At 35.1% G+C, this 18,834-nt stretch carries 15 protein-coding genes; 11 read left to right on the forward strand and 4 right to left on the reverse strand.

From position 1 onward, the window contains the following. Positions 1-3: 3 nt before the first annotated feature. The 7 genes from uvrA (at position 4) to AC1RPR_RS04755 (ending at position 7,738) form a co-directional block, all read left to right on the forward strand. Positions 4-2,859 carry an excinuclease ABC subunit UvrA gene (gene uvrA, locus AC1RPR_RS04725; protein WP_481761480.1) on the forward strand — a complete coding sequence of 952 codons (2,856 nt, stop codon included), beginning with the start codon at positions 4-6 and terminating at the stop codon, positions 2,857-2,859. Between the two features lie 101 nt (positions 2,860-2,960). Beyond that, positions 2,961-3,620: a serine dehydratase beta chain gene (locus AC1RPR_RS04730; RefSeq protein ID WP_481761479.1), complete on the forward strand. Its 660-nt coding sequence runs from the start codon at positions 2,961-2,963 to the stop codon at positions 3,618-3,620. Between the two features lie 11 nt (positions 3,621-3,631). Then, on the forward strand, positions 3,632-4,513 hold the full coding sequence (sdaAA, locus tag AC1RPR_RS04735) for an L-serine ammonia-lyase, iron-sulfur-dependent, subunit alpha (RefSeq protein WP_481761478.1): 882 nt from the start codon (positions 3,632-3,634) through the stop codon (positions 4,511-4,513). 87 nt (positions 4,514-4,600) lie between these two features. Further along, positions 4,601-5,485: an RNase adapter RapZ gene (gene rapZ / locus AC1RPR_RS04740; protein WP_481761477.1), complete on the forward strand. Its 885-nt coding sequence runs from the start codon at positions 4,601-4,603 to the stop codon at positions 5,483-5,485. Beyond that, complete coding sequence (locus AC1RPR_RS04745; RefSeq protein WP_409022192.1) at positions 5,482-6,501, forward strand: gluconeogenesis factor YvcK family protein; 1,020 nt, start codon at positions 5,482-5,484, stop codon at positions 6,499-6,501. Before rapZ ends, AC1RPR_RS04745 begins: the two co-directional genes overlap by 4 nt. A gap of 20 nt (positions 6,502-6,521) precedes the next feature. Continuing rightward, positions 6,522-7,460, forward strand: coding sequence for a DNA-binding protein WhiA (gene whiA, locus AC1RPR_RS04750; RefSeq protein ID WP_409022193.1), 939 nt, complete (start codon positions 6,522-6,524; stop codon positions 7,458-7,460). Positions 7,461-7,486: 26 nt separating this feature from the next. Beyond that, a complete protein-coding gene (locus tag AC1RPR_RS04755) occupies positions 7,487-7,738 on the forward strand; it encodes a kinase to dihydroxyacetone kinase (RefSeq protein WP_481761476.1) in 252 nt (83 codons plus the stop codon). A gap of 62 nt (positions 7,739-7,800) precedes the next feature. On the opposite strand, the gene AC1RPR_RS04760 is transcribed toward AC1RPR_RS04755, so the two are convergent. From AC1RPR_RS04760 to AC1RPR_RS04775, 4 genes are all read right to left on the reverse strand, one after another. Beyond that, on the reverse strand, positions 7,801-8,319 hold the full coding sequence (locus tag AC1RPR_RS04760) for a DsbA family protein (RefSeq protein ID WP_481761625.1): 519 nt from the start codon (positions 8,317-8,319) through the stop codon (positions 7,801-7,803). A gap of 126 nt (positions 8,320-8,445) precedes the next feature. Continuing rightward, positions 8,446-9,039, reverse strand: a complete 594-nt coding sequence (gene clpP, locus AC1RPR_RS04765) for an ATP-dependent Clp endopeptidase proteolytic subunit ClpP (RefSeq protein ID WP_409022195.1) — start codon at positions 9,037-9,039, stop codon at positions 8,446-8,448. A 112-nt stretch (positions 9,040-9,151) separates the two neighbouring features. After that, entirely contained in the window at positions 9,152-9,571 is a 420-nt protein-coding gene (locus tag AC1RPR_RS04770; RefSeq protein ID WP_409022196.1) for a hypothetical protein, read from the reverse strand. Next, positions 9,564-11,036, reverse strand: a complete 1,473-nt coding sequence (locus tag AC1RPR_RS04775) for a helix-turn-helix domain-containing protein (RefSeq protein WP_481761475.1) — start codon at positions 11,034-11,036, stop codon at positions 9,564-9,566. The genes AC1RPR_RS04770 and AC1RPR_RS04775 overlap by 8 nt, the downstream gene beginning before the upstream one ends. Positions 11,037-11,246: 210 nt before the next feature. On the opposite strand from AC1RPR_RS04775, the gene AC1RPR_RS04780 reads away from it, so the two are divergent. From AC1RPR_RS04780 to AC1RPR_RS04795, 4 genes are all read left to right on the forward strand, one after another. Further along, complete coding sequence (locus AC1RPR_RS04780) at positions 11,247-11,882, forward strand: WxL domain-containing protein (protein WP_481761474.1); 636 nt, start codon at positions 11,247-11,249, stop codon at positions 11,880-11,882. Beyond that, complete coding sequence (locus AC1RPR_RS04785; protein WP_481761472.1) at positions 11,875-12,939, forward strand: WxLIP family cell surface protein; 1,065 nt, start codon at positions 11,875-11,877, stop codon at positions 12,937-12,939. Before AC1RPR_RS04780 ends, AC1RPR_RS04785 begins: the two co-directional genes overlap by 8 nt. Before the next feature lie 279 nt (positions 12,940-13,218). Beyond that, the gene (locus AC1RPR_RS04790; protein ID WP_481761471.1) at positions 13,219-15,717 is read left to right on the forward strand and encodes a hypothetical protein; all 2,499 of its coding nucleotides are present in this window, start codon (positions 13,219-13,221) and stop codon (positions 15,715-15,717) included. A 490-nt stretch (positions 15,718-16,207) separates the two neighbouring features. Then, positions 16,208-18,781: a hypothetical protein gene (locus AC1RPR_RS04795; RefSeq protein WP_481761470.1), complete on the forward strand. Its 2,574-nt coding sequence runs from the start codon at positions 16,208-16,210 to the stop codon at positions 18,779-18,781. Positions 18,782-18,834 lie beyond the last annotated feature (53 nt).

Raw genomic sequence — 18,834 nt, forward strand, 5'->3', positions numbered from 1 at the left:
TTCTTGAAAAATGATAAAATTGTGATCCATGGTGCGCGTGCGCATAATTTAAAAAATGTGGATGTCACTATCCCAAGAGATAAATTAGTTGTGATTACGGGACTTTCAGGATCAGGGAAAAGCTCATTAGCTTTTGATACACTTTATGCTGAAGGACAACGTCGCTATGTTGAAAGTTTATCAGCATATGCACGTCAATTTTTAGGGCAGATGGATAAGCCAGATGTTGACTCAATTGATGGGTTATCACCTGCTATTTCGATTGACCAAAAAACAACTTCAAAAAACCCACGATCAACAGTTGGGACAGTCACTGAAATTAATGATTATTTAAGATTATTATGGGCTAGAGTTGGACATCCAATTTGTCCAAATGATGGTCATGAAATCACGAGTCAATCCGTTGAACAAATGGTTGACCGTGTTTTAGAGTTAAAAGAGCGTACAAAACTTCAAATTTTATCACCTATTATTCGCAATAAAAAAGGACAACATAAAAAGATATTTGAAACGATCAAACGAGAAGGATTCGTCCGTGTTCGAGTTGATGGCGAGCTTCATGATATTGATGAAGAATTTGATCTTGAAAAAAAGGTCAAACACTCTATTGATATTGTGATTGATCGGATTGTTGTCAAAGAGGGCATTCGCTCACGTTTATTTGATTCATTTGAAGCAGCATTACGTTTATCTTCTGGCTACGCCACTGCAGATATTCTTGATGGTGATACAGATGGTGCAACAATTCAATTTTCCGAACATTATGCATGTCCTATTTGTGGATTTACAGTTGGAGAATTAGAACCACGTTTGTTCTCATTTAATGCACCATTTGGTGCTTGTGAAACTTGTGATGGTTTAGGAATGAAGTTAGAAGTCGATGAAGATTTAGTCGTTCCAGATCCAACTAAAACGCTAGCAGAAGGGGCAATTGAGCCATGGAATCCTATTAGTTCGCAATATTACCCATCGATGTTAGCCCAAGCTGCAGAAGCTTTTGGAATTCCAATGGATGTGCCATTTGAAAAGTTAACAGATGAACAACGTGATATTGTTTTGAATGGCGCTGGAACACGTGAATTTCATTTCCATTACGCTAATGACTTTGGTGGCGTTCGTGATGTAGATGCATTATTTGAAGGGGTTATTACAAATATTAGTCGTCGTCATACGGAGACTAATAGTGACTTTACGCGTGAACAAATGCGTAAATATATGACCAGCTTAACGTGTCAAACATGTCACGGTTACCGCTTGAATCGTAAAGCATTAGCCGTCCAAATTAATGGCCAACATATTGGTAAAATTTCCGCACTTTCAATTGGTGACGGCTTACCTTTCTTTGATAACGTTAACTTGTCAGAAAAAGAATCAATTATTGCAGCACCTATTTTGAAAGAAATTCGTGACCGCTTAACATTCTTACAAAATGTTGGCTTAAATTATCTGACATTATCACGTTCTGCAGGAACACTTTCAGGTGGAGAAGCACAACGGATTCGACTAGCCACGCAAATTGGCTCTAATTTATCGGGTGTTTTATATATTTTAGATGAACCTTCAATCGGGTTGCATCAACGTGATAATGATCGCTTAATTGAATCACTTAAGAAAATGCGTGATTTGGGTAATACTTTAATTGTGGTTGAACATGATGAGGATACCATGATGGCTGCTGATTATTTAATTGATGTTGGTCCTGGTGCTGGTGAATTAGGTGGTGAAATTGTTGCTGCTGGAACGCCCACACAAGTTAAAAAGAGTCGCAAATCATTAACTGGACAATATTTATCAGGAAAGAAATTTATATCATTACCTGATGAACGACGTGCTGGCAATGGTAAGAAGATTCGAATTACCGGCGCAAAAGAGAATAACTTAAAAAATGTAACGGTCGATTTTCCTTTAGGTAAATTCATTTCAGTTACAGGTGTCTCAGGTTCCGGTAAATCAACTTTAGTGAATGGTATTTTGAAAAAGGTATTATCACAAAAGTTAAATCGAAATTCTGAAAAACCAGGTAAATATAAATCAGTTTCTGGTGTTCAAAATATTGAAAGTGTTATTAATATTGATCAAAGTCCAATTGGTCGAACACCGAGAAGTAATCCCGCAACTTATACAGGCGTCTTCGATAATATTCGTGATTTATTTGCGGAAACTAACGAAGCAAAATTACGTGGTTATAAAAAAGGTCGTTTTAGTTTTAATGTCAAAGGTGGACGTTGTGAAGCCTGCAAAGGTGACGGGATTATTAAAATAGAAATGAATTTCCTACCAGATGTCTATGTGCCATGTGAAATTTGTCACGGGGCACGCTATAACTCTGAAACACTTGAAGTGACTTACAAAGGTAAGACAATCTCTGATATTTTAGATTTAAAAGTTGGCGAAGCTTTGAAATTCTTCGAACCAATTCCTAAAATCAGACGTAAACTGCAGACAATTGTTGATGTTGGTTTGGGCTATGTTTCGTTAGGCCAATCGGCAACAACATTATCAGGTGGTGAAGCGCAACGGATGAAGTTAGCTTCTGAATTACATCGTCAATCAAATGGTAAGAGTTTTTATATTCTTGATGAACCAACAACTGGTTTGCATACAGATGACATTAAACGCCTACTTAGCGTTTTAAATCGTTTGGTTGATGCGGGTAACACAGTCTTGGTTATTGAACATAACTTAGATGTGATTAAAACATCTGACTATTTAATTGATTTAGGTCCAGAAGGCGGCGAAGGTGGCGGAACGATTCTTGCGACTGGAACACCAGAAGAAATTGCTGAAGTGCCTGAAAGTTATACGGGACACTATTTAAAACCAATCTTAGAACGTGATCGTGCGAGAATGAATAAATAAATTAAGAAGTCAGATGAAAATCTGGCTTTTTTTTATTCCTTTTTTTTTAAAAAGTGTTAACTTTAAAGAAGACATAAAATAAATTGGAGGAACGGCTGACCATGGGCAATAACTATAAGAGTGTTTTTGATATTATTGGACCTGTTATGATCGGACCATCTAGTTCACATACAGCTGGTGCCGCTAAAATCGGTAAGGTTGGATTTCAATTATTTAATGGGAGAATCACTAAATTAAAAGTTCGCTATTATGAATCATTCGCAAAAACACATCGCGGGCACGGGACTGATTTTGCGACCGTTGCTGGGGTATTAGGCTTTGAACCTGATGATGTCCGTTGCCCACAGTCAATTCAGATTGCGGAAAAAATGGGGATTGAGATTCAGTTTATTGAAGATGCACACCCAAGTCCAATTAACCATCCGAATAGTGTTAAATTAACGATTGAAAATGAGACAAAAAAAATCGAATTAATGGGTTGCTCAATTGGTGGTGGCACAATTGAAATTAGGGCTTTCACTATAAAAAAACAACAATTTTTTCCAAAGGGTAGTTTACCGATACTAGTGTTGGAAGCTAATCCAGTAAATAAAAATAAAATTCAAAAACAAATCGAAAAATCGACAACTATTGTTATGCAAAGTGAATCTGAGTTAATGCCAGAGGATATTATGTATGAATATGATTTATCCAAGAATATTACTGAGACTGATATTAAGCAACTGCGATTATTAACGCACAATCTCATTTATTTAAAATAGGAGGTTCCATCTTGTATAAAAGTATTGCTGAGTTAGTTTCAACTGCTAATAAAGAACACAAATTAGTTTCAGAATTAATGATTGAACAAGAAATGGCGCAATCAAGTGAAACTAGAGACGTTATCATTGAAAAAATGTCTGCTAATCTTGAAGTGATGAAGCAAGCGATTGAAAAGGGATCAAATGGTGAAGGCGTTTCTTCAGCAACGGGATTAACGGGTGGAGATGCGGTCTTACTACGGAAATATCGTGAGAAAGGGCACTCTTTATCTGGGGATGCTAACTTAGAGGCGATGCAATATGCAATTGCGACTAATGAAGTCAATGCTTCGATGGGACTTATTTGTGCGACACCGACTGCAGGTTCATCTGGAACGTTGCCTGGGGTTATTTTCATGATACAAAAACGATTAAATTTATCACATGAAAAGATGTTACAAGCTTTATTTACGTCAAGTGCCTTTGGAATGATCGTGGCAAATAATGCCATGATTGCCGGAGCGACTGGTGGCTGTCAGGCAGAAGTCGGCAGTGCATCAGCAATGGCAGCAGCTGCCGCCGTTGAGGTTACTGGTGGAACGCCGGAACAATGTGCAGAGGCTTTTGCGATGGGACTTAGTAATTTATTGGGACTGGTTTGTGATCCAGTTGCTGGATTAGTTGAAATTCCATGTATCAAGCGAAATGCAATAGGAGCCGTGAATGCTTTAACGGCAGCAGATATGGCACTTGCTGGATTATCTAACAAAGTACCAGCTGATGAAGTTATTATGGCTATGAAAGACATTGGCGAACGTATGCCGAGCTCGCTTAGAGAAACTGGGATTGGTGGATTAGCTAGTACACCAACGGGCCAAGCAATTAAAATGAAAATATTTGGTGAAACGATATAGGGTTGGAAACAACTCTTTTTTTGTGCGCAGATACAAAAGAAACACCAGGTATGTTATAATAATTATAGTAGATTTGGAGGAATGAATATGACAGATACGTTAGAGCTAGTTGTAATTACAGGGATGAGTGGGGCCGGTAAGACGGTCGCAATGCAAAGTTTTGAAGATTTAGGTTATTTTTGTATTGATAACTTACCACCAACTTTATTACCTAAGTTCTGGGAGTTGGTAAAAGAGTCAGGTAAAATTTCAAAAATTGCCCTTGTTATGGATTTAAGATCAAGAGCTTTTTATGATGAAATTATCGAAATGTTATCAGGATTTGATAACACTGAATTTGTAACCACTAAAATTGTCTTTCTTGACGCATCAGATGCAGAATTAGTTTCTCGTTACAAAGAAACAAGACGTGCGCATCCGTTAGCAATGGAAGGCCGTCTGATGGATGGCATTGAAAAAGAACGTGACTTATTAAATGATATTAAAACACAAGCACAATTAGTGATTAATACGACTAATTTGTCACCACGTCAGTTACGTGAAGAGATTTTTCATAATTTTGAAACCAGAGAAACAGCTAATTTTCATGTTGAAGTCTTATCATTCGGATTTAAATATGGCCTACCTATCGATGCAGATATCGTGATGGATGTCCGTTTCTTACCTAACCCACACTATATTCCAGAATTAAAACCACAAACTGGCTTAGATAAGGCAGTTTATGATTATGTGATGAAACAACCAGCTACAGAAGGTTTTTATACCAAATTTGAATCGTTAATTGAGTCAATTTTACCTGGCTACGAAGCTGAAGGTAAAACCAATTTAACGATTGCGATTGGCTGTACTGGTGGACAACATCGCTCAGTTGCTTTAGCTAAAAGATTGAGTGAAGAATTGAAAATTAACTATCCGGTGAACGTTACACACCGTGATATTAATAAAAGTAAAGAATCGGTCAATCGATCATGACGAGAAGTGGACATAGACCTAAGATAGTCGTTATTGGTGGCGGAACAGGGCTACCCGTTATTTTAAAAAGTTTAAGAGATAAAAATGCTGATATCACGGCGATTGTAACGGTTGCTGATGATGGTGGTTCGTCAGGTATTATCAGAGATTACGTGAATGTTGTGCCGCCTGGTGATATTCGTAATGTTATTGCCGCATTATCTGAGTTACCAGAAATATATTTAGATATATTCCAGTATCGGTTTGATACGTCCGATCGATTTTTTGCAGGACATGCGATTGGTAATTTAATTATTGCAGCACTAACTGAAATGAAAAATGGTGTTTTTGCTTCTGTCCAAGAATTATCAGAAATGATGAGAGTTGATGGACATGTCTATCCCGTTGCGGATGAACCGTTAGTATTAAATGCAGAATTTTCTGATGGCACTTTTTTAGCGGGGGAAGCAGAAATAACTGCCGCTAGAAAATCAATTAAGCGTGTTTGGGTAACCTCAAGTGAAAAAAGTGAAACTAGTGTGCCAGAAGCTGTACCAGAAGTTGTTCAAGCTATTCTTGAAGCAGACCAAATTGTCCTTGGACCTGGGAGTTTGTTCACAAGTATTTTGCCTAATTTAGTTATTGGTAATGTGGGTAAGGCACTGTCTGAAACAAAAGCAGAAGTTGTTTATATCTGTAATATTATGACGCAAAAGGGTGAAACAGAACATTTTACTGATGCTGATCATGTGCGTATTTTGAATGGGCACCTAGGTAAATGTTTTGTGAATACAGTGCTTGTGAATACGGCACCGGTTCCTGAAGGTTATATGGATAAAGAAAAATATGATGAGAATTTAATTCAAGTTGAACATGACTTTAATGGATTAAGGGAACAACATTGTCGAGTGATTTCATCTAACTTCTTAAAATTAAAAGATCAAGGTGTCTTCCATGATGGCAATAAAGTCGTTGAAGAATTAATCCGTTTAGTTGGTCGACCAAATCGCGAATTAAGACATAGAAAGACTATTTAGTACAGAGATAAGGTGAAAGAATGTCATATGCAAGTGAAGTGAAAAAAGAATTAACGACCCTCAAAGTCAGAAAAAATAATGCTAAAGCAGAGTTAATGGCGTTAATTAGAATGAATGGGTCTTTGAGTATTATTAATCATCAATTTGTTTTAAATGTTCAGACTGAGAATCCCGCAATTGCGAGACGGATTTATGAACTTTTAAATGAATTTTATGACATTACAAGTGAACTATTAGTTCGTCGTAAAATGAAATTAAAGAAAAATAATATTTATATTGTACGTTTAAAAACAGGTAGTGATTTTGTTTTAAAAGACCTGGATATCATTGAAGATATGCAACTTAAAATGGGTGTACCAATGGATCTGTTGGCCCATGATGATATGATGATGCGTTCATATTTACGTGGGGCATTTTTGGCAGGTGGTTCTGTTAATAATCCTGAAACAAGCCGTTATCATTTGGAAATTTACTCAGTCTATGAAGAACATAATCAAACAATTTGCGAAATGATTAATAAATTTGGATTCAACGCTAGAATGACTGAACGTCGAAGTGGTTATATCGTTTATTTAAAAGAAGCAGAAAAAATTGCTGATTTCTTGTCATTAATTGGCGCAACAACGGCTATGTTGAAGTTTGAAGATATTAGGATTGTCCGCGATATGCGTAATTCAGTTAATCGCATGGTTAATTGCGAAACAGCTAATATGAATAAAGTGGCGGATGCTGCGAATAAACAAATTGCTAATATTGAGTTTATTGCACATTCTGTTGGTTTAGGGCAATTACCTTCTAAATTAAAAGAAGTTGCTGAAACACGTCTGGTTCATCAAGAAGTTAGTTTGAAAGAATTAGGTGATTTAGTACCAGGTGGTCCAATTTCAAAATCTGGGATTAATCATCGGCTACGAAAAATTAACGAATTTGCTGAAAAAGTTCGAATTGGTGAAAAATAAACGAAATTTTAAAGAGGTGAGATAGCATGATAACATTTAAATATGATACGCAACTACTAATAGAAGGTAGTACATTAGACGAGGACCAATTGAACGATAAGATTTTACGTCAATTCAAAGGTGATAGTTTACTTGTTGCGGGAGATTCTGATTTAATGAAACTGCATTTCCATACGAATGCGCCGTGGGAAATATTAGAATATTGTGCTGGACTTGGAGAAATCTTTGATGTTGTTGTTGAAGATATGGTCAGACAATCTAAAGGATTAAAAGGTTAACCAAATAAAATACGCATATAACTGATAGCTTTTATCTTAGCTATTAATTATATGCGTATTTTTTATTTATCTAAATATGATTTTAAGGTAGCTAGATCAATTGATTCATCAAAAATATGGTCGTCAACGATAACGGTTGGTACAAATTGAATATTTGCGTCGTTAGCTTCAGCGATAATTGAGTTAATGTAAGTTTTATCAGAAACGTCAGTTAAACTAAAGGTCTTTTCCATATAGGCAGCAACCTCATCCAGTGTTAAGTCTTTCCACGTATCTTGCGTTTTAAATAATTCAGTTATTAAATCGTAAGATTTTTGCGGATTATCTAAAGGAAGATAATGATGAGCAACATTACCACGTTGTAAGGATTCTTTTTCTTTATCAAAAAGTTTGATGACACGTTTTACACGTCCGTTTGCAACATAAGAATCTAAAGTCTCTTTAGATTTTTCGAACCATTCTTTTGAGTAGGGGCAACGTAGGTTAATAAACTCAATAATTGTTTTTGGCGCGTCAGAGTTACCAATCACAAGTCCAAAGTCCCGATTTACTTTTGAAGCATCAATAATTGAAATATCCATTTTTATCAGTCCAGTCTTCATTTATTAGCGTCAGTATAGCATAAGACGGGTTCATCTGAATAATTATCCGCTCAAAAAAAGGACACTAACAAAAGTTAACTTGTTAGTGTCCTTAAACGTTAAAGCTTATTTAAGCCCTTTTTTGTTAGTCATAATTTTATCAATCAAACCGTATTCTTTTGCTTGATCAGCAGTCATAAAGTTATCACGATCTGTATCTTTATCGATAACTTTAATATCTTGACCAGTTGCATCAGCTAAAATTTGGTTAATCAATGTTCTTGTTTTCAAGATATGTGCAGCAGCAATTTCAATTTCTGTTGCTTGACCTTGAGCGCCACCAAGTGGTTGGTGAATCATAATTTCTGAGTTAGGTAATGCAAAACGTTTACCCTTTGTACCAGCAGTTGCCAATACACTGGCCATTGAAGCAGCCATACCCATAACGATTGTTTGAACATCAGCATTGATGAAGTTCATTGTATCGTAGATAGCTAAACCGGCTGAAACAGAACCACCGGGTGAGTTAATGTAAATTGAAATATCTTTTTCTGAGTCTTGAGCGTCTAAGAAAAGTAATTGAGCGATAATAGCATTTGCCATATCATCATTAACTTCACCAGATAACATAATGATTCTGTCTTTTAAAAGACGAGAGTAGATATCATAGGCACGTTCGCCACCGGCAGATTGTTCGATAACTGTAGGAACCATATTCATAGTTAGAAACCTCCGAATTTATTATTATTTACTTTTTTTATATTAGCATTTGAACTAATGTAATGCTAGTTTAAACCCTTGGTCAAAAAAGGTCAAATAAAATAAACTAAATTTATTCTTTAGTTTCTTTTAAAATAATCGCATCTGATGACCTTGTTTTTGAACCATAGAGTAGGTTCCCTGATAAATGACGAACCAAGTAGCCAGAATAAGATACTGAAAGGGCTACAGGTGGTTTAATAGGTGTTACAGAATGTTGCGTTGAAACAAAAGCGATTGGTGATTTATCTGTTACTTTTTTCTTAACCTTACGAGGTTTTTGTTTTTTAGGTGCCGAAACCTTAGGGGACACAGGTTCTGCATTTTTTCTGGGATCCATTGGATTCACAGGAGCTACACGAGAATCTTCACTATCGCTTCGCGGTGTTGCTTTAATTTGTTTGGGTACATACATGGATAAAATGAACAAGTTAGCTACGATTGAGGCTAAGGAAATTCTAGTTAGGCGGGATGTTCTAAACTTTTTATGCATTAGTGATATCCTCCTGACTATCTGTTCGAATAGCCACAACCATATTAGCAAATATCTCCCAATCAGAAGCTAATGGTGGACTATTCCAGATTAGGTAGCGACTGGGGACATCTGCCATCAAGAAGTCAGAAAGGTAAATATCGGTTTGATCTGTTAATTTGTAGTTAACTTCCAAATTAAAGAAGGGCATTGAATCAAGATTTTTGTGAATTAAATCATTGTAGTTACTCCCTTTTGAAAAATCAATTGTTATATGCACCGGTTTTGAAACGGTTGGTAAATCAATATAACGAATGAATAAGAAAAGATATTCTGATTTTAAACGGGCCATGTTAATGTTTTTTTCTTTGAAAATATCCGGTACATTCGTTGTTAAGTTAGTTATCAATTGGTCAACGAAGATATAAAACCAACTATAATTTTCTTTTAAAATAGTATTATCTACGGCAACTTGCCAACTAAAATCAATTTGGGCACTATGGTAACTAGAAAAATGAATACGAGATAATTCGTCAAATAATGTCATATAACTTTGTTCACTTAATGTGATATCAAAGAACTTTTGTAAGTCTTTAATAACAAAATTATTGAGTGATTCAATTTGTGAAAAGAAAGATGAGTTATTAAATGTAACGTCAACAATGTCTTCCATATAAAGGAAATTTAGAACAAATACTGTTTCAATTGATAACTGTTCATCCGTAAGTCCATTAATACCTGGATTTTCTTGAAGACAGTCTTGAATATTGGACATGATTGAGTCTGAATTAGCAAAATTAACATCAGCAAAACGATTAGTATCATTTCGATTAGAAGCTAAACTTTGTATGAGAACAGCTGAAAAATACTTTAGTTTCAATAATTGTATTTGTGTGAGATCAAGATTTAAGCTAGAAATTAATTGGTTAGAAAATAAACTAGAATTACGATCAACTTCTTCATTAAATGGGAAGTTGTAGTTCTTATAGACAGCTAAATAAAGGTTATAAAAAAATAAGCGAATATTTTCTTCAGGACCTACTAATTGGAAGTTTTTAGTGATTTTAAAGCCTAATTTTTGTAACATATCATCTAAAAATTTCTTGGTCCGATAACCAGTTGCTTCACTTAAAAATAACGATTCGGTGAAGGATTCTATACTAAAATTAGGGTTAGTAAATAGCGCATTCAGCATCAAAAATTGAGGTGACTGCTTAGCGTATAGAAGTAATAGGTGATCGATGGAATCTAAGCCATTTTTTTGTAGACTTACTTTGTTATTGCTAACTTTTAATAAATAGTAATCGTCTAATCCTTCAGTGACAAGATCTTCTTCTAAAGACTTGATAGTTGTTGCTGTATAATATTTTGACCATTTAAAATGTTTTTGGATGTCTGTTTGCGAAGCAGATTGGTCATAAGTATTCTCAAGATAAGAAAATAATTCTAACTTACGAATATCATCTTTGTTAAATATAAAGTCCATTTATCGCGATTCCTCCTCATTAAAGAGTATGTACTATCCATTATAGGGGAATTGCCAACGGTTTGCATATAAATCTAGAATCAATAATTATCATATTTTTAAAAAAATTGACAAAAGTGGTGATATAAAATAACATGTCATTAATATATGTATTCAAATTATAGAAATAACAGAAGAGTAATTTTTTTAGACAGGGAGAGGGAAATCTTTATGAATAAAATAGTATTAAGCGCCTTTGTAACACTATTAGGTCTCTATATGACTGCATCTGAGGCAACGATTCAAGCGGCGAAAACTAATCGTGGTAGTGCGCAATCCGATTTGTCTATGGATTTTCAATCTGGAGCAACAACAGTCGATTTTGCTTCTTCCCTTAGTTTCAATACAACTAAAATTGATTCGAATGATAAAAAAAGTTATGCCAAAGCGCAAGATATGGCAACAGGGGCAAGCACACCCAATTACGTTCAAGTTTCAAATTTTAGCGGAACTGAAAATGGTTGGGTGCTTGAAGCTAAACAGAGTCGCCAATTTGAATCTGAAGAGACGCATAAATCGTTAACGGGTGCCTATCTTAGTTTTAGTAATGGTGAACTTGTTTCCATTTCTGCGGATAAAAAACCTGGATTTTATAAGAAAAATTTTGATTTGTCTGTAGGAGCTAATAAAGTAGTCGTTGCCGCAAAAGGTGATGAAGGATACGGCACTTGGGTTTACCGTTTTGGGAATGAGGCAACTAAAGGAAATAGTATCGCTTTGAATATTCCCCGTGAGGCAACTAAGATGACAGATGTCTATCGTAGTGAAATTACATGGTCATTAAATGATGTGCCATCAAATGAATAATAATGAAATGATAACCACAAAATTTATTAAAAGATTCGGCTATTTATTTTTATTCAGTATTTTATTTTTATTCGGAGTGGACATTAAGCAGGTTAATGCCAGCCAAGTTGACTTTTCTGTTCAACCTATGATATCTGACTATCAATTAGATAAGAAAAAAACTTATTTTGATTTAAAAGCAGCACCAGGAACTAAAACACAGCTGAAAATTAAGGTAGCTAATCTTATTGATAAATCACTAACGTTTGAAGTCCTCATTAAGGATGCAACAACAAACTATAATGGGGTTGTGGAGTACGCGGAATCACAAAGTAAAGTATTGGCACAACAGCCGTTCTCAGTGGTAAAAGCAGTTAGAGCTCGTCAGAATCGTATAACTGTTCCTGCAAAAAGTGAAAAAATAGTTACTTTGGATGTTGCGTTACCCAATACGACTTTTGCAGGTGTCGTTGCGGGAGGTATATCGGTGATTGAAGACAATGATGCTCAGTCTCAAACAAAGTCAGAACGAGCGGTTATTGATAATCGTTATTTATATACGACTGCGGTAATATTCCATGGAGAACAACCTGTAACTAGCGCACAAGTAAAATTAAAAACGGTTGATATCACACAAATTAATGCACGTAATGTGATTGCTGCGAGATTTGAAAATCAGAGCGCTATGTTTTTAAATAAAGTTCAAATAAATACACAAGTCAGACGGTTAGGTAGTTCAAAAGTATTATATCGAGCAAGTAATAAGGACATGCAAATTGCCCCAACCAGTGCGGTTACCTTTCCAATTCCATTAGCTGCTGGTGAATTACTCAAAAGTGGTACCTACGAACTTAGTGCAGAGATGACTTCTAAAAATCAGGCATGGCATTTTAAACAGAAATTTACGGTAAGTGGATCAAAAGCAAGAATATTGAATGAGAAGGATGTTACAATCGATCAAACAAATTACTGGATCTATTGGATATTACTCTTGTTCGTACTGATAATCGTTAATGTTTTTGTTATATTATGGATTAATCGAAGATTAAAAAGAAAGTATCAACAAAAAATTAAATAATTTAAATGAAAAAGTTATTAATTAAGGGATATTATCTTTTAATTAATAACTTTTTTATTTTCAAATATTTTTAAAAAGGTAAAAAATGTGATTTAACATTGTGCACCATTGAAGATACAATATGTACATAATAATTGTAGATGTAGTATGTACATATTGTATCTTCACTTTACTAAAAGTTAATGGGAATTGTTAGAAAAATAGGGGATGACAATGACTTAACGATATGATAGTAAGACCAAATAAATAAGATAATTAAGCATTAGAGAGGGATAAAAGATGAGGAAACATAACAGTAGAACAAAAGAATGGATTTCAGCAACACTTATAACAAGTGCTGTTTTTGCAGGATTATTTGCTGGGGGGGCCAGTCACAGGGAACCTAGTGTATTTGCTCAAACTGATGAGAGCAGTATGTCAAGTGAGTCATCAGATAACGCCACAAGTGAATCAGGAAAAAAGGCGATATCAAGTGATTCTCTAAAAACTAAATCAATCACAATAAAAAAAAGTGAATCAAAAACAAAAGCTAAACCGTCAGCAAAAGCTAAACTAAGTACTAGAGCAGCTGGGTATGTTGGACCAGCAAATGATGTATTTCCTGATGATTACTGGGATACAACAAAAGATTATTCAGCGGAGTCAGCAACGGCATTTGTTTCACAGTCGGGTTCACAGAATAAACCTGGCGAACCTGTATTATATTTTGGAAATAATTATTTTCCTTTTCAAATGAATGAGTTATTAAATAATGATCCCGTCAGTGGTCTTAATAAGTCTGGTTGGGCCTACATGTTTGATACTGGAATAAATCCTGTTCCAAGGAAATCTTATGGAATTATTATTAATAATAGTGTCCCAGGTAATCGTGGATACGGGTTGGTATCATCCTTTTCATCAATTCCTTATACAATTGAATCTGCAGTTAAAGGTAAGGATATCACTGGATATCAACTTTTTAAAAATAAAACAGGTACTGGATTTAAGGCAATTATGTATGATACAAAGTATAAATTAAGTTATACATTTGAGGAAGTTTATGATGCTAGTGGCGGTGTTTATAGCTATTTTAGTATTACTAACAATGACACAACGGCTCGTGCAGTTGGAGCTATTGAGGGCGTCGATACATTCGTTGATGAGGATGCTGTTACCATTGAAAGCTTAGGCCCGGATGAAGGATTCAAAATGGTTGGGTCAGCACATAGTTTAAATTTCAAATTAAATGATCCAAGAAATAATACCAAATTAGGTGGATGGACGAATTACACAGGCGGAGATGAACCAAATGTTATGAATACTGGTTATTTAAATAATTATTTCAATGGTGGTGCACTTGGAACTGGAATGGAAAAATCACCACATAATAAAATTATTGCCGTTTCAAATATTAAGAATCCAGATAACCCATTTAAAGGCGATAGTGGGTTCATAATAAAAGCTAATCCGAAAACTTTGGAACCAGGAGGAACACTCGTAACGGGTTCTTATCAAACTTATAAGGAAGCTGTTGCACCTGTTGCAAGTGTAAAAGAACAAACGATTAATGCTTATGCAAGTCAAACTAATAGGCCTAAAGTTTTAGGAACGGTTTTAGATAAGGATGGCAGTAAAGGTTATATTCAAATTACCTATCCAGATGGGTCAACGTCAGGAACAACAGAGAATGTGTACGACACAGGTAAGGTAGATACTAGTGCTGATTATAGTGCAAACATTGACACTTCTAAATTAAAATTAGGTTCAAATAAGATAATAGTGACAGCTGTTGACGATAGTGAAGTAGAACAGTTAAAACCTGTTACGGTAACAGTCAATCTTTATAAATTAGGTGCAACTGCTATCCCACAAACAATCAAAGTTGGCGATACGGTTAAGACAGGCGAAACGGACTTAATTAAGAATTTAACAATTATTAATCAACCAACAGTTAATGCACATACCTTAAAAATGGATACAACAAATCCATCAGGTAAGCCACTTGATAATAAAACAGCAGGATTTTACATTCAAGATATGCTTTTAACAGATACTGCAGTTAAACCAAATGAAATCGCAAAAGTAGCTGTACCCGTTACCGTAACTGATAGTGATACTGCATTTGACAAAACTTCTGCTCTTTATGCCAAGGGATTTGAATTAAAAACAGCGGATATTCAAAACTTATCAACTGGTGATTTAGATACATTAATCTTGAATAATAGTAAAGCTAGAGGCTGGCTGATAGCGACGGGTGCCGAATCTAAAGTTAGTGTTAAGTCAACAGAACTTAAACCAACTTCAGGTGATGGTTTTTATAAAGCAGTTATCCAAAATTCTGATGGTCAAACAAAAGAAATTGTGATTACTGTCTCAGGTGGATTAAAAATTACATCAGCACCTACTGCAACTGACTATGGTTCTTCCAGTGGCGTGATATTACCTTACAGTGGAGAAAATTTTGATCTCCAACGTAGTGATTCTAGTACCAATAGCAGTGTGAATATTTCTAATGCAGGTAAACAAGCTTGGACATTAACTGCTCGACTTACAAAAGGTTTGACAGATAGTGCTAATGATAAGTTAACTGGTGTTTTGGAGTATGTAAATTCAGCTAATGGTGTACAAGATATAGAATCAAGTAGTGCAGAAGTTGGTTCAGGACAGTCTGAGGCAACTCAAGAAGTCCGTTGGGATAAGGATAAAGGAATTGTCGCTCAACTTAACGGAGGTAATACATCACTTAAAGCTGGAGCCTATACAGGGGAAATAACATGGACACTAGAGAATACACCTTAATGTTATAGTTTCTAATTTAATCTTAAATGATTTGAATATTTTTAGCAGTTTAATTATGAACTAAATAACAATCCCAAATAATAGTAAATCCATATCAATACTGCTAAGTATTGATATGGATTTTTTTAATAAAAATTAATGATAACTAAATTTTATTCGTATTTTAGTGGCTTAATAATTTTCGTTTTATGATGAGATAAAACTTATGAATAATTATTATTTGTTTAATTTTCAAATATTTTTAAAAAAATAAAAAATTTGATTTAACATCGTACACCATTGAAGATATAATATGTACATGTTAATCAAAGACAAAGCATGTACATGTTGAATTTTTAACTTTGCTAAAAGGTATATTTGATAAAAGTTAATAGAAATAGCTAGATAAATAGGGGATAGTAGTGAATTGGCAATATGTTAGTGAAATCAAATAGACTAAATTGATAAAATAATTAATAAGTTAAAAGCAAGGATTGGGGAGGGCTAAAAAATGAGAGAGTATAAAAACAGAAAAAAAGAATGGGTTTCGGCAACAATTATGACAAGTGCTGTTTTTGCAGGATTGTTAGCTGGGGGAGCTAGCCATAGAGAACCTAGTGTGTTTGCTAAAACCGATGAGAGCAGTATGTCAAGCGAATCATCAGATGAAACATCAAGTAAGTTAACGATTAAAGAATCAAGTGAATCAGAAAAAAAGGCGCTATCAAGTGAATCTGTAGAAACTAAATCAACAACTAAAAAAAGTGAATTAAAAATAAAAGCTAAATCATCAGAAAAAACTAAACGAAGTACTCGAGCTACCACTCGAGCAGCTGGATATGTTGGACCAAAAGATGAAATTCTACCTACTGTTAAATGGGAAACAAAAGATTACGCAGCTGATGTAGCAAAGACGTTTGTTTCACAATCGGGGAGATCTGATAAGCCTAATGAACCAGTTATGTACTTTGGAAATAGTATTGAACCTTTTCAGCCTAGTGAACTGACGAATAATAATGACGCAGATAGAGCAAGCAATAATAGTTCACCTAATTTACCATCTTGGTCATATACGTATACTACCGGAAAAAATCCGCGTCCATCGATTATACACGGGCTGATTATGGGCGACAAAATAGCTCGTGGTTATAATGTGAATGAAGCTTACCTAGACAACGGTATTTCTGGTATCGAGGGTGGACTTTTAGATGGGTCAATTACTGATTATCATCTTTATAAAAATAGTATGAACACGGGATTTAAAGCAACTATGTATGATAGTAAGTACAAAGTTAGTTATACTTTTGAATCAGTATATGGTAGGACTGGTGGTATTTACCGTTACTTTAGTATTACAAATAATAATTCAGATTCACAAAAAATAGGTGCCTTGGAAACAAATGATACTTTTGTAGATTCTGATAAAGTTCCTTTACAGAGTATTGGACCTAATGATGGCTTTAAAATGATTGGGGATAGTACTAGTCAGAAGCATGTTTTGGATGTGAGATTGAAAGATCCAGAGTCTAATGCTACTTTGGGTGGTTGGACAAATTATACGGGCGGTTCTCAAGATAAGATTCTAAACCCCGCTAATTTTAATAACTACTTTAAAGGGGGGGTAGCCGGGACAGGTATGGAAGGTTCAGCAGCAAACACTAATATTGGAATTGAAAATATTAGTAATCCAAGTAAAACAATTGGTGATGATAGTGCGTACATTATGAAAGCTAATCAAGTTGATTTAGCTCCAGGTGCAACACTTGTTAATGGGTCTTACCTTACTTATAAAGAGACAACACCTAGTACTCCTCCCGTTGCGACAGTTAAAAATACAATAATTAACGGTTACGCTGATCAAAAAGGTGTTGAGATTACAGGAGATGTTACTGATTCAGATGATACAAAAGGAAATATTGAAATCGGGTATCCAGATGGAACGTCAGAAAAGAATCCTTACGATACTATTACAGTGGATGTGAAGAATCCTACACCGTATTCTGTACCAGTTAATATGTCTAAACTAGGTCCAGGTAAAAATGAACTATTAGTTACGGCAGTTGATCCAGGTAATAACCGTCAAGAAAAACCAGTTACTATAACTGTTAACGTATTCAAATTAGGCGCAATTGCTATCCCACAAACAATCAAAGTTGGCGATACGGTTAAGACAGGCGAGACGGATTTGATTAAAGATTTGACAATTATTAATCAACCAACAGTTAATGCACATACACTAACTGTTGATGGGACAAATCCATCAGGTAAACCACTTGATAATAAAACAGTAGGATTTTACATCCAAGATATGCTTTTAACAGATATTGCAGTTAAACCAAATGAAATCGCAAAAGTAGCTGTACCAGTTACTGTAACTGATGATGACACTGCAACTGATAAAGTCTCTGCCCTTTATGCAAAAGGATTTGGCGTAAAGCAGGCAGATATTCAAAAATTAACAACTGATGAGTTGACTGCATTAATTCTAAAGACTAGTGAAGCTAAAGGATGGTTGTTAGCAACTGGTGCTGAATCTAAAGTAAGCGTTGATTCAACGACACTTAAACAAACTTCAACTGATGGTATTTATCAGGCAGTTATCAAAAATTCGGATGGTTTAAAAAAGACCATTAACATTGAAGTTACAGGTGGATTGAAAATTACAGAAGGACCTGGGGCAACTAATTACGGTTCTTTTTTAGGTGTTACGTTACCTTACAGCGGAGAAGACTTTAAAGTTCAACGTAGTGACCCTGATCCTCATGTTAATAGCGTACAAGTTTCTAACGCGGGTAAACAAGCTTGGACCTTAACAGCTCAACTTACAACACCGTTAACGGAGCATAACGATGCTAACGTTAAGTTAAATGGTGTATTGACATATATAGATGCATCTGGTCAATCGCAAGATATAGAATCAAACAGTGCAGAAGTTGGTTCAGGGCAATCTGAGGTAACTCAAGAAGTAAGTTGGGCAAACGACAAAGGAATTATCGTTCAACTTAATGGAAATAACCCTTTGCTTAAAGCAGGGGACTATACAGGGGAAATAACATGGACATTAGCGGATACGCCACATTCATAAACCTTGTTTAATTAATGTTAATCGTTAGCATATTGCTAATATTAAAAACTACC

It is taken from the genome of Dellaglioa sp. CoH-57-MRSF-22 (assembly GCF_056781895.1).